General features: G+C 62.9%; 14 protein-coding genes. 7 read left to right on the top strand and 7 right to left on the bottom strand.

Annotated features, from left to right (window positions below):
- Window positions 1-410: 410 nt before the first annotated feature.
- The gene (gene nirB / locus C8K66_RS03210; RefSeq protein ID WP_017846423.1) at window positions 411-2,972 is read left to right on the top strand and encodes a nitrite reductase large subunit NirB; all 2,562 of its coding nucleotides are present in this window, start codon (window positions 411-413) and stop codon (window positions 2,970-2,972) included.
- Window positions 2,972-3,334, top strand: coding sequence for a nitrite reductase small subunit NirD (nirD, locus tag C8K66_RS03205; protein WP_057004617.1), 363 nt, complete (start codon window positions 2,972-2,974; stop codon window positions 3,332-3,334). The genes nirB and nirD overlap by 1 nt, the downstream gene beginning before the upstream one ends.
- 74 nt (window positions 3,335-3,408) lie before the next feature.
- On the opposite strand, the gene C8K66_RS03200 is transcribed toward nirD, so the two are convergent.
- On the bottom strand, window positions 3,409-4,890 hold the full coding sequence (locus C8K66_RS03200; protein ID WP_371928128.1) for a PAS domain-containing methyl-accepting chemotaxis protein: 1,482 nt from the start codon (window positions 4,888-4,890) through the stop codon (window positions 3,409-3,411).
- A 297-nt stretch (window positions 4,891-5,187) separates the two neighbouring features.
- On the opposite strand from C8K66_RS03200, the gene C8K66_RS03195 reads away from it, so the two are divergent.
- The gene (locus C8K66_RS03195; RefSeq protein WP_108524226.1) at window positions 5,188-7,386 is read left to right on the top strand and encodes an OsmC domain/YcaO domain-containing protein; all 2,199 of its coding nucleotides are present in this window, start codon (window positions 5,188-5,190) and stop codon (window positions 7,384-7,386) included.
- Between the two features lie 309 nt (window positions 7,387-7,695).
- On the opposite strand, the gene C8K66_RS03190 is transcribed toward C8K66_RS03195, so the two are convergent.
- Both C8K66_RS03190 and C8K66_RS03185 read right to left on the bottom strand, forming a co-directional pair.
- Window positions 7,696-8,862, bottom strand: a complete 1,167-nt coding sequence (locus tag C8K66_RS03190) for a cystathionine gamma-synthase (protein WP_057004614.1) — start codon at window positions 8,860-8,862, stop codon at window positions 7,696-7,698.
- Window positions 8,859-10,235: a cystathionine beta-synthase gene (locus C8K66_RS03185; RefSeq protein WP_108524225.1), complete on the bottom strand. Its 1,377-nt coding sequence runs from the start codon at window positions 10,233-10,235 to the stop codon at window positions 8,859-8,861. Before C8K66_RS03185 ends, C8K66_RS03190 begins: the two co-directional genes overlap by 4 nt.
- Window positions 10,236-10,491: 256 nt before the next feature.
- Here C8K66_RS03185 and atzF point away from each other — a divergent pair, with 256 nt between their 5' ends.
- On the top strand, window positions 10,492-12,288 hold the full coding sequence (gene atzF, locus C8K66_RS03180; protein WP_108524224.1) for an allophanate hydrolase: 1,797 nt from the start codon (window positions 10,492-10,494) through the stop codon (window positions 12,286-12,288).
- A gap of 2 nt (window positions 12,289-12,290) precedes the next feature.
- The gene (locus tag C8K66_RS03175) at window positions 12,291-13,025 is read left to right on the top strand and encodes a GntR family transcriptional regulator (RefSeq protein ID WP_108524223.1); all 735 of its coding nucleotides are present in this window, start codon (window positions 12,291-12,293) and stop codon (window positions 13,023-13,025) included.
- Here the strand turns inward: C8K66_RS03175 and dapA are convergent.
- The 3 genes from dapA to C8K66_RS03160 form a co-directional block, all read right to left on the bottom strand.
- Entirely contained in the window at window positions 13,000-13,851 is an 852-nt protein-coding gene (gene dapA, locus C8K66_RS03170; protein WP_104903279.1) for a 4-hydroxy-tetrahydrodipicolinate synthase, read from the bottom strand. The genes C8K66_RS03175 and dapA overlap by 26 nt on opposite strands.
- A gap of 363 nt (window positions 13,852-14,214) precedes the next feature.
- On the bottom strand, window positions 14,215-14,697 hold the full coding sequence (locus C8K66_RS03165; RefSeq protein ID WP_017846413.1) for a VOC family protein: 483 nt from the start codon (window positions 14,695-14,697) through the stop codon (window positions 14,215-14,217).
- Window positions 14,698-14,909: 212 nt separating this feature from the next.
- A complete protein-coding gene (locus tag C8K66_RS03160; protein ID WP_108524222.1) occupies window positions 14,910-15,836 on the bottom strand; it encodes a LysR family transcriptional regulator in 927 nt (308 codons plus the stop codon).
- A 143-nt stretch (window positions 15,837-15,979) separates the two neighbouring features.
- Here C8K66_RS03160 and C8K66_RS03155 point away from each other — a divergent pair, with 143 nt between their 5' ends.
- Window positions 15,980-16,384 carry a RidA family protein gene (locus C8K66_RS03155; protein ID WP_017846411.1) on the top strand — a complete coding sequence of 135 codons (405 nt, stop codon included), beginning with the start codon at window positions 15,980-15,982 and terminating at the stop codon, window positions 16,382-16,384.
- 76 nt (window positions 16,385-16,460) lie between these two features.
- Here the strand turns inward: C8K66_RS03155 and C8K66_RS03150 are convergent, their stop codons facing one another.
- Complete coding sequence (locus C8K66_RS03150; RefSeq protein WP_017846410.1) at window positions 16,461-17,627, bottom strand: MFS transporter; 1,167 nt, start codon at window positions 17,625-17,627, stop codon at window positions 16,461-16,463.
- A 94-nt stretch (window positions 17,628-17,721) separates the two neighbouring features.
- Here C8K66_RS03150 and C8K66_RS03145 point away from each other — a divergent pair, with 94 nt between their 5' ends.
- A complete protein-coding gene (locus tag C8K66_RS03145) occupies window positions 17,722-18,615 on the top strand; it encodes a LysR family transcriptional regulator (protein ID WP_057004608.1) in 894 nt (297 codons plus the stop codon).
- The last annotated feature ends 134 nt before the right edge of the window (window positions 18,616-18,749 follow it).

Raw genomic sequence — 18,749 nt, 5'->3', positions numbered from 1 at the left:
CTGCTTGGTATGCGTATTCCTAGCAAGTCACGCGCCAGGTTTTTCACACGCCGCTGTGACGGGCCTGGTTGCCCCCAGCGCGGGCCCGTCACGCGCAGAAATGCACTTTTATGACGCCGGAGCGCACCAGTTGGAGGCACGACCAGCGGTGTCTGGCAGGGTTGAGCACCGTTTGCAGCCTTTGCGACGGGCATGGCGGCTGGTTGGCACAGAGCCTGCAAGCACACTGTACAACCCACCTCGGTCAACGACGATCGACAGGCCATACAGGTCATGGGCACCAGCGGTAGAACCGGCGAAGACGTCCGGATCGACCCCGCATCAGAACAGGCAAAGGCGCCTGGAACCGCAAGGTTTCAGGCGTTTTTTTTTGCTTTTTAAACCGTGATGAGCTTTGTCGGGTGCTTGATATGAATTCCACTCTCGCCAGTCTGAAACAGCTGAAAACCCTGATCGTCGTCGGCAATGGCATGGTCGGCCATCATTGTGTGGCGCAACTGATCGAGCGCGGCGCCTTGGAGCACTATCGCCTGCATGTGTTCAGCGAAGAGCCGATGCGTGCCTATGACCGCGTGCATTTGTCCGAATACTTCACTGGCCGTGATGCCGAGTCGCTGGCGTTGTCGCACGCTTCGCTGTACCAGACGCCGGGCGTGACCCTGCACCTGGGGGCGCCGGTACTGGAAATCGACCGCGCCCGCCGTGAGGTGATCACCGCTACAGGCAGCGTGGCGTATGACAAATTGGTCCTGGCGACCGGCTCTTATCCGTTTGTGCCGCCGATCGACGGCGCGCAAGGCGATTCGCGGCTGGTCTACCGCACCCTTGAAGACCTCGATGCCATCCGTGGCGCCGCCGCGAATGCGCGGCGTGGCGTGGTGGTCGGCGGTGGCCTGCTCGGCCTGGAAGCCGCCAACGCCCTGAAAAGCCTGGGCCTTGAAGCCCATGTGGTGGAGTTCGCGCCGCGCTTGATGCCGGTGCAACTGGATGACTTCGGCGGGCTGGCGCTCAAGGCGCAGATCGAGCGCCTGGGCGTGGGCGTGCATTTGTCCCGCGCCACTCAATCGATCAGCGCGGGCGAGCAGTACCGCTATCGCATGAACTTTGCCAATGACGAATTTCTGGAAACTGATCTTATCGTGTTCTCCGCTGGCATCCGCGCCCAGGACGCACTGGCCCGCCAGGCCGGCCTGGAGATCGGCCCGCGCGGCGGGGTGGTGATCAATGATGAATGCCTGAGCAGCGACCCGGACATCTACGCGATCGGCGAGTGTGCGTCGTGGAACGGCAGCCTGTTCGGCCTGGTCGCGCCGGGTTACCAGATGGCTCGAGGGGTGGCCGCCCTGTTGTGCGGGCAGACCGCCGAGCCCTTTGTCGGCGCGGACATGTCGACCAAACTCAAACTGCTGGGGGTGGACGTGGGTTCCATCGGCGACGCCCATGCACACACCCCCGGTGCGCGCAGCTACCAGTTCATCGACGAGGCCAGCGCCAGCTACCGGCGCCTGGTGGTGGACGCCAGCGGCAAGCAGGTGATCGGCGCGGTGCTGGTCGGCGACAACAGCTACTACGACACCTTGCTGCAGTACATGCAGAACGGCATTGCGTTGCCATCCGAACCGGCCGGCCTGATCTTGCCGTCGTCCGCCGGCGCACCGAGCCTCGGCCCTGGCGCGTTGCCGGAGTCGGCCACCGTCTGCTCCTGCCATAACGTCACCAAAGGTTCGATTTGCGCGGCCATCGACAGCGGTTGCGCCGACCTCGGCCTGCTCAAGGCGCAGACCAAGGCCTGCACCGGTTGCGGCGGCTGCGCAGGTTTGCTCAAGCAGGTGTTCGAGCATGAACTGGTCGCCCGTGGCGTCAGCGTCGACAAGAGCTTGTGCGAACACTTCGCCTACACCCGCCAGGAGTTGTATGCCCTGGTACGCGTGGAAGGGGTGATCACCTTCGAAGAGTTGCTGGCCAAGCACGGCCGTGGCCACACTGGTTGCGATGTATGCAAACCGGCGGTGGGCTCGATTCTGGCGTCGTGCTGGAACCAACCGATCATGGACGCCTCGCTGGTGCCGTTGCAGGACACCAACGACACGTTCATGGCCAATATGCAGAAGAACGGCACCTATTCGGTGGTGCCGCGTATTCCGGGCGGCGAAATCACCGCAGAAAAACTCATCGCCATCGGTGTGGTCGCGCAGAAATACCAGCTCTACACCAAGATCACCGGCGGCCAGCGTATCGACCTGTTTGGCGCGCAATTGCATGAGTTGCCGGACATCTGGGCCGAGCTGATCGACGCCGGGTTTGAAACCGGGCACGCCTACGGCAAATCCACGCGCACGGTGAAGTCGTGCGTCGGCAGCACCTGGTGCCGCTACGGTGTGCAGGACAGCGTGAAAATGGCGCTGCTGATCGAGGACCGCTACAAGGGCCTGCGTTCGCCGCACAAGCTCAAGTTCGCGGTGTCCGGCTGCACCCGCGAATGCGCCGAAGCGCAAAGCAAAGACGTCGGTGTGATCGCCACCGAGAAGGGCTGGAACCTCTACATCGCCGGTAACGGCGGCATGCGCCCACGCCACGCCGAGCTGTTCGCGACCGACCTGGATGACGCCACGCTGATCCGCTACATCGACCGCTTCCTGATGTTCTACATCCGCACGGCCGACAAATTGCAACGCACCTCGGTGTGGCGTGAAAGCCTGGAAGGCGGCCTGGATTTCCTCAAGGACGTGATCCTCGACGACAGCCTGGGCCTGGGCGCCGAACTCGAAGCGCAAATGCAACTGGTGGTCGACCGGTACGAATGCGAATGGGCCAATGCCCTCAAAGACCCGGAAAAACTCAAACGCTTCCGCACCTTCGTCAACGACAAACGCCCGGATCCGGACATCCATTTTGTCCACGAACGCGGCCAGCGCCGGCCGATCATGGCCGCCGAACTCAACCTGATTCCCGTCATCGAGGAGCTTGCCTGATGAGCCAGTCCAACACTTTGCGTAACCTTGCCACCTGGAAAAGCGTGTGCAGCGAAAGCGACCTGGTGAACAATTCCGGCGTGGTGGTGTGGTACGACGGCGCACAAGTCGCGCTGTTCTACCTGCCGGACGCGCCGGACCAGACCCTCTACGCCATCGACAACCATGACCCGGAATCCGGCGCGAACGTGATCGGCCGCGGGCTGGTCGGCAGTATCAAGGGCGATCTGGTGGTGGCTGCGCCGATCTATAAACAGCATTACCGTCTGGCGGACGGCCAATGCCTGGAGACACCGCAGCAGCGCTTGCGGGTATGGCCGGTGCGGTTGAATGCGGGGGTGGTGGAGTTGGGGGTGAGTTGAGGCGAGGTCGGCCGAAGGCGCCCATCCTCCAGCTGCCTGCGGCATGTGGAGAATGGGCGCGTGCCTATCCGCCGTCAGCGGTTGAAACGTTCAACCAGTGCGTATTGGGTGGACGCGGTGTGGGTCAGTTCCTTACTCAGGTCCGCGGATTGATGGGCCTGGACCGACGTCTGGTCGGCCAGTTCGGCGATGGTGGTGATGTTGCGGCTGATCTCTTCGGCCACCGCGCTTTGTTCTTCGGTGGCGGCGGCGATCTGGGTGGTCATCTCGGTGATGTGGGACACCGCTTCGCTGATGCCGACCAGCGCCTGGTCGGCCTCAAGCACCCGGGCCACGCCTTCCTGCGCCTGGCGCTGGCCGTGCTCCATGCTTTGTACAGCGTTGCTGGACGACGCCTGGAGCTTGGTGATCAAGTCATGGATCTGGGTGGTGGAGTGCGACGTGCGTTGCGCCAACTGGCGGACTTCGTCGGCGACTACGGCAAAGCCGCGGCCCATATCCCCGGCACGCGCCGCCTCGATCGCGGCGTTGAGGGCGAGCAGGTTGGTCTGGTCGGCGATGCCTTTGATCACGTCGACGACAGTGCCGATTTCGTCGCTGTCGCGGGCCAACTGCGCCACGGTGACACCGGTTTCGCCGACCACGGCGGAGAGGCGCTCGATGGCTTCGCGGGTATCGCGGGCCACCTCGCGGCCACGCCCGGTCAGCACGTTGGCTTGCTGGGTGGCATCCGCGGTGCGCTGCACGTGGCTGGCGACTTCCTGGGTGGTTGCGGCCATCTGGTTGACGGCGGCCGAGACCTGCTCGGTTTCGACGCGTTGACGGTCAAGGCCGGTCGAGCTGGCCGTGGCCAGTCGGTTGGATTGCCCGGCCAGCGCGTTGAGCTGCTCGGCACTGTCCTGCAGGCGGGTGAGGCAGGTCTTCAGCCGGGCGTTCTGGCTGAGGAACGCGGTTTCCAGGCGACCCTGGGGGCCGTGTTCATCGCTGTACATCTGCGCAATCAGCGCATCCGAGGTCGACGGTTCGACGCCCGAAAGCAAGCGTAACGTTGCACGCCGACGCACCTGCGCGCCGATCATGCTCACGGGTACCGCAACGGCTACCGCCACGGCCATGGCCAGCGGCGCACTGAGGAACAGCCCGCCCACGGCGCCGGCAAGCCCGGTGGCGACGTAGGGCACGCTGTCGAATAACGTCGACAGCCAACTGTCCCGGCGCGAAACCGCCGATTTGTCCTGGCTCAAACGCCGGTAAAGCGCCTGGGCACGTCGGATCTCATCGGCGCTCGGCTTGACCCGTACCGACTCGAAGCCCACCACGCGGCTGCCTTCGAAGATCGGTGTAACGTAAGCATTGACCCAATAATGGTCGCCGTTTTTCGAGCGATTCTTGACGATACCCATCCACGGCAAGCCTTGCTTGAGCGCGCACCACATATGGGAAAAAACGGCTGACGGGACGTCGGGATGGCGCACGATATTCTGCGGGGCGCCGATCAACTCGGCGCGTTCAAAACCGCTGATATCGACAAAAGCATCGTTGCAGTAAGTGATCATCCCTTTAACATCGGTTGCGGAGATGAGCTTCTGCGAAGGCGCGAGCGAAATCTCGCGCTGTGTCACGGGTTGGTTATTGCGCATTCGACTACTCCCAGAATTGCCTGTAGGACATCGGCACCCGTTCAGATAAGTTGAAGACTGTTTGTCTGACAATCTCAAACAGCAACATTGCAGCGGTCGAAATCAGGTATTCAGCCCTGTCAGTCGGCGGCCGAAACGCGAAAGCACAAGACTTCAAACGCAAATGCCGGATAATGGCGGCCAATTTGAAGTTCGCTATTTTGGTAATCCCGCATGGAAATTAAGGTTAACTTTCTCGACAACCTTCGACTTGAAGCCAAGTTCGATGACTTCACGGTGATCGCCGATCAACCGATTCGCTATAAAGGCGACGGGTCGGCGCCGGGGCCATTCGATTACTTCCTGGCTTCGTCGGCATTGTGTGCGGCGTACTTCGTGAAGTTGTACTGCGAGACACGCAATATCCCCACGGACAATATCCGGTTGTCGCAGAACAACATTGTCGACCCGGAAAACCGCTACAACCAGATTTTCAAGATCCAGGTGGAGTTGCCGGCAGATATCTCCGACAAGGATCGCCAAGGCATCCTGCGCTCCATTGACCGTTGCACGGTGAAGAAAGTGGTACAGGCCGGCCCTGAGTTCGTGATCGAAGAGGTGGAAAACCTCGACGCCGACGCCCAGGCCCTGTTGATGCCTAATTCCACTTCCGAGGCGGGCACCTACATCGTGGGCAAGGACCTGCCGCTGGAGCAGACCATCGCCAACATGTCGGGCATCCTGGCCGGCCTGGGCATGAAGATCGAGATCGCCTCGTGGCGCAATATCGTGCCGAACGTGTGGTCGCTGCATATCCGCGATGCCCATTCGCCGATGTGCTTCACCAACGGCAAGGGCGCGACCAAGGAAAGCGCTTTGGCCTCGGCGTTGGGCGAGTTCATCGAGCGCCTCAACTGCAACTTCTTCTATAACGATCAGTTCTGGGGCGAAGAACTGGCCAATGCGCCGTTCGTGCATTACCCGGACGAGCGCTGGTTCCAGCCTGGGCGCAAGGATGAACTGCCAGCGGAAATCCTCGACGCCTACTGCCTGAACATCTACAACCGCGACGGCGAGTTGCGTGGCTCGCACCTGTTCGACACCAACTCGGGCAATGAAGACCGCGGGATTGTGGCACTGCCGTTTGTGCGCCAGTCGGACGGCGAGGTGGTGTATTTCCCGTCCAACCTGATCGAAAACCTGTACCTGAGCAACGGCATGAGCGCCGGCAACACCCTGGCCGAAGCCCAGGTGCAGTGCCTGTCGGAGATCTTCGAGCGGGCGGTCAAGCGTGAAATCATCGAAGGTGAATTCGCCCTGCCGGATGTGCCGGCTGACGTGCTGGCCAAGTACCCGAGTATTCTGGCCGGGATCCAGGGGCTGGAAGCCCAGGGCTTCCCGGTGCTGGTCAAGGATGCCTCGCTGGGCGGCGAGTTCCCGGTGATGTGCGTGACCTTGATGAACCCGCGTACCGGCGGTGTGTTTGCCTCGTTCGGCGCGCACCCGAGCCTGGAAGTGGCGCTGGAACGCAGCCTGACTGAATTGCTCCAAGGCCGCAGTTTCGAAGGCCTGAACGATCTGCCGCAGCCGACGTTCGAAGGTCACGCGGTGACCGAGCCGAACAACTTCGTCGAGCACTTTATCGACTCCAGCGGCGTGGTCTCGTGGCGCTTCTTCAGTGCCCGCTCGGATTACGAATTCGTCGAGTGGGACTTCTCCGGCCAGGGCGAAAACTCCAACGCCGAAGAAGCCGCGACGCTGTTCGGCATTCTCGAGAACATGGGCAAGGAATCGTACATGGCGGTGTATGAGCACCTCGGTGCCACCGCCTGCCGCATCCTGGTGCCGGACTACTCGGAAATCTATCCGGTGGACGACCTGATCTGGGACAACACCAACAAAGCGCTGTTTTTCCGCGCCGACATCCTCAATCTGCATCGCCTGGATGACGCGCAACTCAAGGCCCTGGCCGAACGCCTGGTGGAAAGCGAACTGGACGACTACACCGATATCACCACCTTGATCGGCATCGAGTTCGACGACAACACCGCCTGGGGCCAACTGACCATCCTCGAATTGAAGCTGCTGATCTACCTCGCCCTGCAGCAATACGAGGAAGCGAAGGAAGCGGTGGAAATGTTCCTGCAGTACAACGACAACACCGTCGAGCGCGGCCTGTTCTACCAGGCGGTGAACGCGGTGCTGGAGATGGAACTGGATGAAGACCTGGAATTGGCGGACTACGAGGCCAACTTCCGGCGGATGTTCGGTAACGAGCGGATGGATGCGGTGATCGGCTCGGTCAACGGCAGCGTGCGCTTTTATGGGTTGACGCCGACCAGCATGAAGCTGGAAGGGCTGGACCGGCATCTGCGCTTGATCGAGAGCTATAAAAAACTGCATAGCGCGCGGGCCAGCATCACGTCTGCCTGACGCAGCATCCAGTGTGGGAGGGGGCTTGCCCCCGATAGCAATCTGTCAGTCACTGAATCAGGAGACTGGCCCACCGCTATCGGGGGCAAGTCGAATCGTCGCACCGCCCCTCCCACATTAAGATGGAACTGGCAGACTACGAGGCGTCTGCAAAAACTGCACGGCACGCGGGCCAACATCACGTCAGCCTGACGCAGCATCCAGTGTGGGAGGGGGCTTGCCCCCGATAGCAATCTGTCAGTCACTGAATCAGGAGACTGGCCCACCGCTATCGGGGGCAAGTCGAATCGTCGCACCGCCCCTCCCACATTAGATATAGGCCAAGGCTTGCGCGAGGTCTGCGCGCAAGTCCTCCACATCTTCAACCCCCACCGACAACCGCACCAACCCATCGCCAATGCCCAATTGCGCCCGCGTCGCTGCCGGGATGCTGGCATGGGTCATGATCGCCGGGTGTTCGATCAGGCTTTCCACGCCGCCAAGGCTTTCGGCCAGGGCGAAGAGTTTGACGTGTTCCAGGAAACGCCTGGCGCCGGCCAGGTCGCTGTTCAATACCACCGAAATCATCCCGCCAAACCCGCGCATCTGCCGACGTGCCAGGGCGTGCTGGGGGTGCGAGACCAGGCCCGGGTAGTGAACCCGCGCCACCTGCGGTTGGTGTTCGAGCCAGCTCGCCAGGTCCAGTGCATTGCTGCAATGGCGCTCCATGCGCAGGGCCAGGGTTTTCACGCCGCGCAGGGTCAGGAAGGCGTCGAACGGCCCGGCGATGGCGCCGACCGAGTTCTGCAGGAAGCCCAGGCGCTCGGCCAGTTCGGGGTTGTCACCGACAATTGCGATGCCGCCGATCACGTCGGAGTGGCCATTGAGGTATTTGGTGGTGGAATGCACCACGATGTCGCAACCCAGCTCCAGCGGGCGCTGGATCCACGGGCTGGCGAAGGTGTTGTCGGCCACGCAGAGGATGCCGCGGGCGCGGCAGATGCGCGCGATGGCGCTGAGGTCGGTCAGGCTCAGCAGCGGGTTGCTGGGCGTCTCGACCCAGACCATGCGCGTGTCGTCCTGCAACGCGGCTTCAAACGCTTGCACATCGCTCAAGTCGACATAACTGAAACGATGCCCGGCGCTGCGTTGGCGCACCTTGTCGAACAGGCGGAAGGTGCCGCCATACAGGTCGTTGCCGGAGACGACATGGCTGCCGGCATCCAGCAACTCCAGCACGGTGGAAATCGCCGCCAGCCCCGAGGCAAAGGCAAACGCCTGGCGGCCGCCTTCCAGGTCGGCCACGCAGCGCTCCAGGGCGAACCGCGTGGGGTTGTGGGAGCGGCCATAGTCGAAGCCCTTGTGTACGCCGGGGCTGTCTTGCCGGTAGGTGGAATTGGCGTAGATCGGCGGCATCAGCGCGCCGGTGGTCGGGTCGGGGGATTGCCCGGCGTGGATCACACGGGTGGCAAACGCGCTTTTATCGGGCTGACTCATGCAAGGGATCTCCGCAGGTGATTGAGCAGGTCGACACGGGTGATCAGGCCATGGAAGCCCGACGCGTCGGCGATGATGGCGACCAGGCCGCGATCCAGCTCCGCCTGCAACTCGGCGAGGCTGGCGCTGGGGTCGAGGGTGTGCAAGGTTTCGGTCATGGCGCTGGCGACGATCATGGAAAAGTCCGCGGCGTCGTGGTGCAGGCCCAGCAGGATGTCGGATTCGTCGATCACACCCACCAGTGCCTGGCCATTCACCAGCACCGGCAATTGCGAGACATCGGCCAGGCGCATGCGCTGGAAGGCCGTGAGCAGGGTGTCGTCGGGGCTGACGCTGATCACGCGGCCGTCTTCAAAGCGCCGGGCGATCAGGTCGCGCAGGTCGCCGTAGTGCTTGTAGTGCAGCAAGCCCGCGTCGCTCATCCATTGGTCGTTGTAGACCTTCGACAGGTAGCGCGTGCCGGTGTCGCAGACGAAGCTGACCACGCGCTTGGGCGCGGTCTGTGCGCGGCAGTAGCGCAAGGCTGCGGCGAGCAGGGTGCCGGTGGACGAGCCGCCGAGAATGCCTTCGGCCTTGAGCAACTGGCGGGCGTGGTCGAAGCTCTCTTCATCGCTGATGGAATAGGCGTGGCGCACGCTGGACAGGTCGGCAATCGAGGGGACGAAGTCTTCGCCGATGCCTTCCACCGCCCAGGAACCCGGGGTGACCAGGGTGCCGCTGCGGCTGTACTCGGCCATCACCGAACCGACGGGGTCGGCCAGCACCATCTCCAGCGCCGGCTGCACCCGCTTGAAGAAGCGCGTCAGCCCGGTGAGCGTGCCGGCCGAACCGACGCCGACCACAATCGCGTCGAGGTCATGCTCGGTCTGCGCCCAGAGCTCCGGCGCGGTGCTGGTTTCGTGGGCGAGCGGGTTGGCCGGGTTATTGAACTGGTCGGCGAAGAACGAGCCCGGGATGTCCTTGGCCAGGCGCGCAGCGACGTCCTGATAGTACTCGGGGTGGCCCTTGCCGACATCGGAGCGGGTGATATGCACTTCGGCGCCCATGGCCTTGAGGTGCCGCACCTTTTCGGTGGACATCTTGTCGGGCACCACCAGCACCACCCGGTAGCCTTTCGCCCGGCCCACCAGCGCCAGGCCCAGCCCGGTGTTGCCGGCGGTGGCTTCGACAATCGTGCCGCCGACGCGCAGACGGCCGTCGCGCTCGGCGGCGTCGATCATGGCCAGGCCGATGCGATCCTTGATCGAGCCGCCGGGGTTTTGCGATTCGAGCTTGAGAAACAGCGTGCAGGGGCCGGTGTCGAAGCGGCTGATCCGCACCAGCGGAGTGTTGCCGATCAGTTCAAGCACGGCGGGGCGGGCAAGCGTGGGCATGTCGTCACCTGGGTGTAGGGTGGGGGGACAGCAAACGGCAAAGCGTGGCTTGGAACATAGGCCGCTATTGCACGGGTCGCAACTGCGCGGTCGGCCGGCTGTCTTTTTTTGGCGCATGAGCGAAGGCTCGGTGCGCCATCGGTGGGCAGTCTTGCCGCGCCGCCTGGGCGCGAACCCGCGCAATCGTTGGGTGTGCGCAGCTGGCCTGGGGTTTGCTAGAAACAAATCCAAACTTGGATACAAGATGGAGACCCTTATGCAGAGCGTTATCGGCTGGACCCTTGGCGAATGGCGTGAGGCCTATCGCAACGGGACGATCACCCCGGACATCGTGCTGACCCTGGCCGCGCAACACGCCGCCGCCGACAACGCCTGGATCGCGCGCGCGCGGCCTGAACAACTGACGGCGCAGTTGGCGCAATTGAGCGAGCGGCTGGCGGCGGTCGGTGGCGATATGACCCAGTTGCCGTTGTATGGCGTGCCGTTTGCGATCAAGGACAACATCGACGCGGCCGGTTGGGAGACCACGGCGGCGTGTCCGGAATTTGCCTACGCCCCGGCGTCGGATGCGAGCGTCGTCGCCAAGCTGCGTGCGGCCGGTGCGATCCTGATGGGCAAGACCAACCTCGATCAGTTCGCCACCGGCCTGGTGGGCACCCGCTCGCCGTATGGCGCGGTGGCCAACAGCTTCAATCCGGCGTATGTCAGCGGCGGTTCCAGCTCCGGTTCCGCTTCGGTGGTCGCCCGGGGTTTGGTGGCGTTCTCCCTGGGCACCGACACCGCCGGCTCCGGTCGGGTGCCGGCGGGGTTCAACAACATCGTCGGGTTAAAACCCAGCAAAGGCCGCCTGTCCAATACCGGCCTGGTGCCTGCGTGCCGCACGGTGGATTGCATCTCGGTGTTTGCCCTGACCGTGGAAGACGCTGAATCCGTGGCGCAAGTGGCCGAAGGCTACGACGCGAGCGACGCCTATTCCCGCGCCAACCCCCATACCGCGCCGGTGGCGGTGGGGCGTGCGATCAAACTCGCCATTCCGGCGACCCTGGAGTTCTTCGGCGATACCCAGAACCAGGCCGTATTCGAGCAGGCCGTCGAGCGCTTCAAGGCGTTGGGTGCGCAGATCACCCCGGTGGATTTCAGCCCGTTCAAGGCGCTGGCGGACCAGTTGTATTTCGGCCCATGGGTCGCCGAGCGCACGGTCGCCCTGCACAGCATGCTTGAACAGCAGCCGGACGCGATCAACCCGGTGGTGCGCGGCATCGTCGAAAACGGGCTTGAGTACAGCGCCTGCGACGCCTACAAAGCCGAATACCTGCGCGCCGACCTGAGCCGGCGCATCAACGACACGCTGGCGGGCTTCGACGCATTGCTGGTGCCGACCTCGCCGACGATTCGCACCCAGGCCGAGATGGCGCTGGAGCCGGTGCGCTACAACTCGCAATTCGGCTATTACACCAACTTCACCAACCTGGCGGACCTGTGCGCGCTGGCGCTGCCCGCCGGCTTGCGCGCAGATGGCTTGCCCAGCGGCGTCACCTTGTTGGCGCCGGCCTGGCACGACACGGCCCTGGCCCACTTGGGCAAGCGCTGGCAAGCCGGCCTCGGCCTGCCGCTGGGCGCCACCGCGCGCGAGTTGCCCGCACCGGCCGCACCAACCCCCGCGCCCGGCAGCGTGCGCCTGGCGGTGGTCGGCGCACACCTGAGCGGCATGCCGCTGAATTTCCAACTGACCACGCGCAATGCGGTGCTGGTGGAGCAAACGCTGACCGCCGACAGCTATCGACTCTACGCGCTACCGGGCACCGTGCCGCCCAAGCCGGGGCTGGCCAGGGCGGACAGCGGCCGCTCGATCATCGTCGAGCTGTGGGACATGCCCATCGCCCGATTTGGCGAGTTCGTCGCCGAAGTCCCCGCACCGCTGGGCATTGGCAACCTGAGCCTGACCGACGGGCGCAGCGTCAAAGGCTTTATCTGCGAACCCTGGGCCCTGGCCGATGCGCTCGACATCACCGAATTCGGCGGCTGGCGCGCCTTTATCGCGAGCCGGGGCTAAGCATGCCGGGCTCAACCCTGAAAAATCCCAAGGCGCGCCCCGACAGCCTGGCCGAACGCATCTACGCGCAGCTCAAGGCGGATATCTTCGACTTTCGCCTGCTGCCGGGCGACCGCTTCAGCGAAGGCGAAGTGGCCGAGCGCATGAACGTCAGCCGCACCCCGGTGCGTCAGGCGCTCTATCGTCTGGAGAAGGAAGGTTACCTGGAGGTGTACTTCCGCAGTGGCTGGCAGGTGAAACCGTTCGACTTCACCTACTTCGAAGAGCTGTATGACCTGCGGATCATTCTGGAACTGGCGGCGGTCAACCGTTTATGCCTGATGGATGAACCGCGCCCTGCGCTGTTGCAAGGGTTACAGGCGATCTGGCAGGTGGAGGAGGGCGAACGCCAGCAGGACACCCAGGAGGTGTCCGCGCTGGACGAGCGCTTTCACTGCGCCCTGGTGGAAGCCACCGGCAACCGCGAAATGGCGCGCATGCACTACGCCATTACGGAAAAAATCCGCATCATCCGCCGGCTCGACTTTACCCAGGCATCGCGGATCGCGGCGACCTACGAAGAACACGCGCAGATACTCGACGCTATCCTGCAACGGCGCGGTGAAGAGGCGCAGCAGCTGCTCAAGCGGCATATCGAACTGAGCAAGCAGCAGGTGCGCAACATCACGTTGCACCGGTTGCAGGTGGCGCGGGACACTCAATCAAGCGGCTTCACAGCAACGCTTGCAGACGGCTGACGGTGGCATCGCCGGCCCGCTGCATCGGTGCGCGCAATTCACTGCCGATCAGCCCCTGCAAGGCCAGCGCCGCCTTGACCGGTGCCGGGTTGGGCTCCATAAACAACGTATCGATCAACGGCAGCAACTGGAAAAACGTCTGCCGCGCCTCGCTCAACTGGTTATCCCGCACCTGCTGCCACAGCGCCACGAACCGCTCGGTGTGTACATGTGCCGACGCTGCGATCGCCCCACTGGCGCCAAGGCACAATGCATTGAATATCTGGATGTCCTCGCCACACAGCACATCCACCGCCCCACTGACCAGCAGCGCCAGGGTATTGCTCAGGTTGCCGCCACAGTCCTTGACCGCGACGATGCGCGGATGGGCGACGATGTTCAGCAGCGTGGCCTGTTCGAAGGTCGCGCCGGTGCGATAGGGAATGTCATAGAGAATGATCGGCACACTGGAGGCGTCGGCCACCGTGCGGAAGAACGCTTCAAGGCCGCTCTGGGACGGACGGATATAGCTGGGCGCCGGCACCAACAGCCCGGCCACCGGGCGTTTGAGGATTTCGCCCTGGAACTGCAACAGCTCAATCTGGTTATATCCCGCCAGGCCCATCACCACGCGGTGCGCCGGCACCCACTGCAACACCGCATCCAGCACCGCCAGTTGTTCCTGGCGGCTCAACGCCGCGGCTTCGCCCGTGGTGGTGCAGACCATGATCCCGGCCACGTGCTTTTCCAGCAGATGCTCAACCAGCCGGCGCAAGCCGATAAAGTCGATGGCTCCGTCCTGAAACGGCGTGACCACGGGAACCCAGATACCTTGAAACGCTGACATGCACTCTCTCCTGATGATTGACCGATTAAGTCACCGTCAGAAGGGCAGAAGGAATTGTGCAAGGGCAGGGTGTCCGTCGCGCTCAATGTCCTGTCAGCTCATCTGACGGGACAGCGCGCCCCGGTCACATGAGCGACTGTTTCTTCGATTTGAGGGCGCGCGCAACGCAACCTTGCGCCTTGGCGATCAAGCCAATGACGGAAAGGTTAACGAAAGACGTTGCAAGCATGAGCTGACACACCCTGAATGAGGGCTCCATCTTCAGGGGGTGTGAGTAAATGTGTCAAGCCCTGCGTAGTTACCGGCAGGTTGCACGGCCCAGGCACTTGAACGGTGCCTGGGCGGTGAAACGATCGTTGTCGGTCAGGGATTAGCCACTGCGGCCTCAATCGCGGCAATGTCGATCTTGGTCATGGTCATCATCGCCTCGAAGGCTCGCTTGGCCGTCGCCGGGTCGGCATGGGTCACGGCGGCCGACAACACACGCGGCGTGATTTGCCACGACAGGCCCCACTTGTCCTTGCACCAACCGCAGGCACTGGCCTGGCCACCGTTGTCGATGATGGCGTTCCACAGCCGATCAGTCTCGGCCTGGTCATCGGTAGCCACCTGAAAGGAAAACGCCTCGGTGTGCGGGAATGCCGGACCGCCATTCAGGCCGAGACACGGGATGCCCAGCACGGTGAACTCGACGGTCAGAATGTCGCCCTGTTTACCTGCGGGATAATCCCCCGGCGCGCGGTGTAACGCCTTCACCGCACTGTCCGGGAAGGTCTTGGCATAAAACGTCGCAGCGTCCAGGGCGGTGCCGTTGTACCAGAGGCACAGGGTGTTTTTGTTGTTCATGTTCGGTCTCCACGGTGAATGGGTGTGTGGAGTTTAGATCAGGGTGAAGGGCGGATGCGGTGTTGCGAACCGAGTACCGCGGCCTCTCCGACAGAGGCCGCATACAGAATCAGCATGCTGGGGCCAGCAACACCCACGATTCTCTCAAGCCGATCGTCAAGGACGAAGAACGCGCAGATGAGCAAAACGTCTGCGCGCGCCCAACGCCACCGTCACGAACCAAGTCGCTCGTTGACAGGCGCATGCTGCGCCATCAGCTGCGCGACCCAATCGATGAACACGCGCACCTTGATGCTGATATGCCGGTTCGGCGGAAATGCCACGTAGATCGGCATCGGATCGAGACGCCAGTCCTTGAACAGGGGCACCAATTCGCCGCGTGCTTCGTAGGCCGTGGACATGTACTTGGGCAGCCAAAGCACACCCAGCCCGGCCAGGCCGGCCGCGAGGTAGGCGTTGCCATCGTCGACTGCCAGCGCATAGCGGCCTTTGACCTGGAGGCTCTCAGCGTGGTTGCGCATGGAGTAGGGCAGGGCTTTACCGGTGCGCGCCCACAAGAAGCCGACGATACGGTGTTGCGAATCTTCCAGCTCCCGCGGATGCGCGGGGATACCGACGCGGGCCAGGTAGCTCGGTGCGGCGAAAACGCCAAGCTGGAGGTCGCCAACCTTCCGGGCCATCAGCGACTGATCCTTTATCTCGCCGCCGCGCACCACGCAATCGATGTTCTCACCGATCATATCCACGATCCGGTCGCTGACGCCCATGTCGATCTGGATGTCCGGGTAGCGCAGGTAAAACTCGGGCAATGCGGGGACTAGAATCATGCTGGCCAGCGGGCTTGGCACATCCACTCGTAATCGCCCCCTGGGCAGCGTCGAGGCGCCGGACAGGCTGGTCTCGGCGTCGTCCATGTCGGCCAGCAGCCGTAACACTCGCTCGTAATAGACTGCACCGTCGGCTGTGACGTTGACTTTGCGCGTGGTGCGGTTAAGCAATTTAACCCGCAACCGTGCCTCCAACTGCTGTACCAGTTGTGTCACGGAGGTCTTGCTCATGTGCAGTGTTTCGGCCGCTTTGGTGAAGCTGCCAGTTTCCACCACGCGAGCAAACGCCTGCATCGCATCAAAACGGTCCATTGCTAACCCCCGCTCTCGATTGGATTGTTTGGATTTTACAAACAGTGCTGGCTAAGGTTGCGTGTTTATCGCCCAGGTACAAGTCCATACAGTCTCTGCATCGTTAGTTCCGGGTCGGCTTTGACCCATTGATGGAGGCACCTATGACGCAGCGTGATGTTGTTTTTCCACCTGGACGCCAGGCGCTTTACGAGCGCAATCGCTATTCGCCGGCGATCAAGTCCAATGGTTTTTTATTTGTGTCGGGGCAAGTCGGCAGCCACGAAGACGGCTCGCCCGAACCCGATCTGGAGGCCCAGGTCCGACGCGCGTTCACCAACCTGAATGCAATCCTGGTCGCTGCCGGTTGCACCTTCGACGATGTGATTGACGTCACCGTCTTCATCGTCGATCCTGAGTCGACGTTCGAGACGATCTGGAAGGTTGTGCCGGAGTTCTGGGGCAGGGCGCCACACCCGACGCTGACCGGCGTGGGTGTCACATGGCTGTATGGTTACCAGTTCGAGATCAAGGTGATTGCCAAGCTGCCGGAAGGCACCGGGGGATGATCTGGCCAGTGATTACGCAAGGGCGCGGTACCGAAAGCGGTTCATCCTGAACCGTTGGGCTGTGACAGCGCGCACGTCACACTGCCGCAGTTGCAAGTGTTCTGGAACGCCAGGCAAAAGCCAACACCATCAGCAGCCCCAGCCCCGCCATTGCTGCCCCGGCCAGGGAAATCGCCGGATAACCCAGCCCGGCATTGATCACCGCTCCGCCCAGCGCCGCACCAATCGCGTTGCCTAAGTTGAAGGCACCGATGTTCACCGCCGAGGCCAGATTGGGCGCGTCCTTGGCCGCTTCCATGACGCGCATCTGCAGCGGCGGCACCAGGGCGAAGCTGGCGATACCCCATATCAGGATGGCAACGGCGGCCGGCAGCGGCCAACGCATCAGTACGGTGAACGCGAGCAAGACGAGAATGAGCACGCTCAGCGAAACGATCAGGGTGCGATCTATCGAGCGGTCGGCGGCCTTGCCGCCCCACATGTTGCCCAGCGTCAACCCCACACCGAACAGCACCAGCATGGCGGTGATGTAGGCGGTGGACGCGTGGGTCTCGCTGCTGAGGATCGGCGCGATGTAGGTGAAGACGGTAAACATTGCCCCCGAGCCGACGACAGTGAGGGCCAGCGCCCCCAGCACCGGGCCACGGCCCAATACCCGAATTTCGGCCAGTACACCGCCGCTTTGCGGCGCCGGCAGGTTGGGCAGGGCGAACCATAACGCAGCCATGGCCACCACACCGAGGCCGGTAATCCCCCAGAATGCGCTGCGCCAGCCGAACAGTTCGCCGAACCAGGCGGCCAGCGGCACACCGCCGATGGTCGCCAGGGTCAGGCCCATGAACATGGCCGCAACCGCTCCGGCACGTTTCTGCGGGGCAACCACGCTGGCGGCGACGATGGCGCCGACGCCAAAGAACGCACCGTGGTTCAGTGAGGTCACCACCCTGGCGACCATGAGGCTGTAGTAATCGGTCGCCAGGGCTGACATCAGATTCCCCAGGGTGAAAATCGCCATGAGTCCGATCAGCAGATAGCGCCGTGGAATCCTGCCGGTGGTCAGGGTCATCAGCGGCGCGCCGAGCAGTACGCCCAGGGCGTATGCACTGACCAACAGACCTGCGGCGGGAATGGAAACACCGAGATCCGCCGCGATGCCCGGCAACATGCCCATGGGGGCGAACTCGGTAACGCCGATGCCAAAGGCACCCATGGCGAGTGCGACAAGTGGTGGATTGATACGCATGGAAGGCTCCTTATCTATGCCGCCAATGCTACGATTCAGCCTTTTCAGGCGGTAGATAGCATTTTTGGCAATCACCTTTGCGTAAGGAGCACAAATGGACTTCAACGGCAGATCGGGTGAAATGGGCGTGTTCGTCAGCGTGGCGCAGGAAGGCAGCCTGTCGGCCGCCGCGCGGACATTGGGGCTGACACCCTCGGCGGTCAGTCGGATCATCGCCCGTACTGAACAGCGTCTTGGCACTCGGCTGCTGTTGCGCACCACTCGATCGCTCACCTTCACCGCCGAGGGCGAGGCGTTCCTGCGCGGCGCCCGGCGCATCCTGGCCGACATGGCCGAGGTCGAAGAAGCCATCGCCGACCAGGGCGTCCCAAGGGGGCGATTGCGCGTCAGCGCCGCGCTTGGTCATGGGCGGCTGGCCATCGTGCCCTTGGTGGCGGCATTCAGCGCGCGCTACCCGAACATCGTCGTCGACCTCACCCTCGGCGACGAAGTGGTCGACATTCTCGGCGGCCAGGCCGACGTGGCGGTACGTTTTGGTTATCTGCCCGACAGCCCGCTGACCGCACGCAGGATCGGCGCCACCGGCCAGGTAGTGGTGGCATCGCCCGCGTATCTGCAGCGCCACGGCATCCCCCTGGAACCGGAGGATCTACTGCGGCACAACTGCCTACGCTTCAACTTCCGACGTGCCGAACCCAACTGGCCATTCATCCGCGACGGAAAAGCGTTTTCCCTGAAGGTCAGCGGCAACATCGAATGCAGCAGTGGCGAAGCGCTGGCCCAACTCGCGCGAGTAGGTGCCGGCATTGCGCGTATCGGCGAATTCAGCGTGAGCGAGGACCTGCAGCGTGGCGATCTGATACCGCTGCTGGAAACCTGGAACCCCGGCGACGAGGAACCGATTCATGCGGTGTTCGTGGGTGGCTCGGCAATGCCGGCGCGGGTGCGGTTGTTCGTGGACTTCCTGCTGGAACATCATCGGATGTAGGTGCTGGCGTTAGCTGATCCTTGCGGGTACTCGCGCGATGCTGTTTGCATTAAGCAAATAGTGAGCAACACCCGAATCCAAACTCATTCGAGTGCTAATAGAATGTTGCGCAGCAGCTGACGAAGTACCGAACA

Origin of the sequence: Pseudomonas sp. GV105, from assembly GCF_003058185.1 — a bacterium.
Taxonomy (GTDB): Bacteria; Pseudomonadota; Gammaproteobacteria; order Pseudomonadales; family Pseudomonadaceae; genus Aquipseudomonas; species Aquipseudomonas veronii.
Note: the sequence above shows the minus strand (reverse complement) of the source record. Positions and strands in the feature narration are given on the sequence as shown.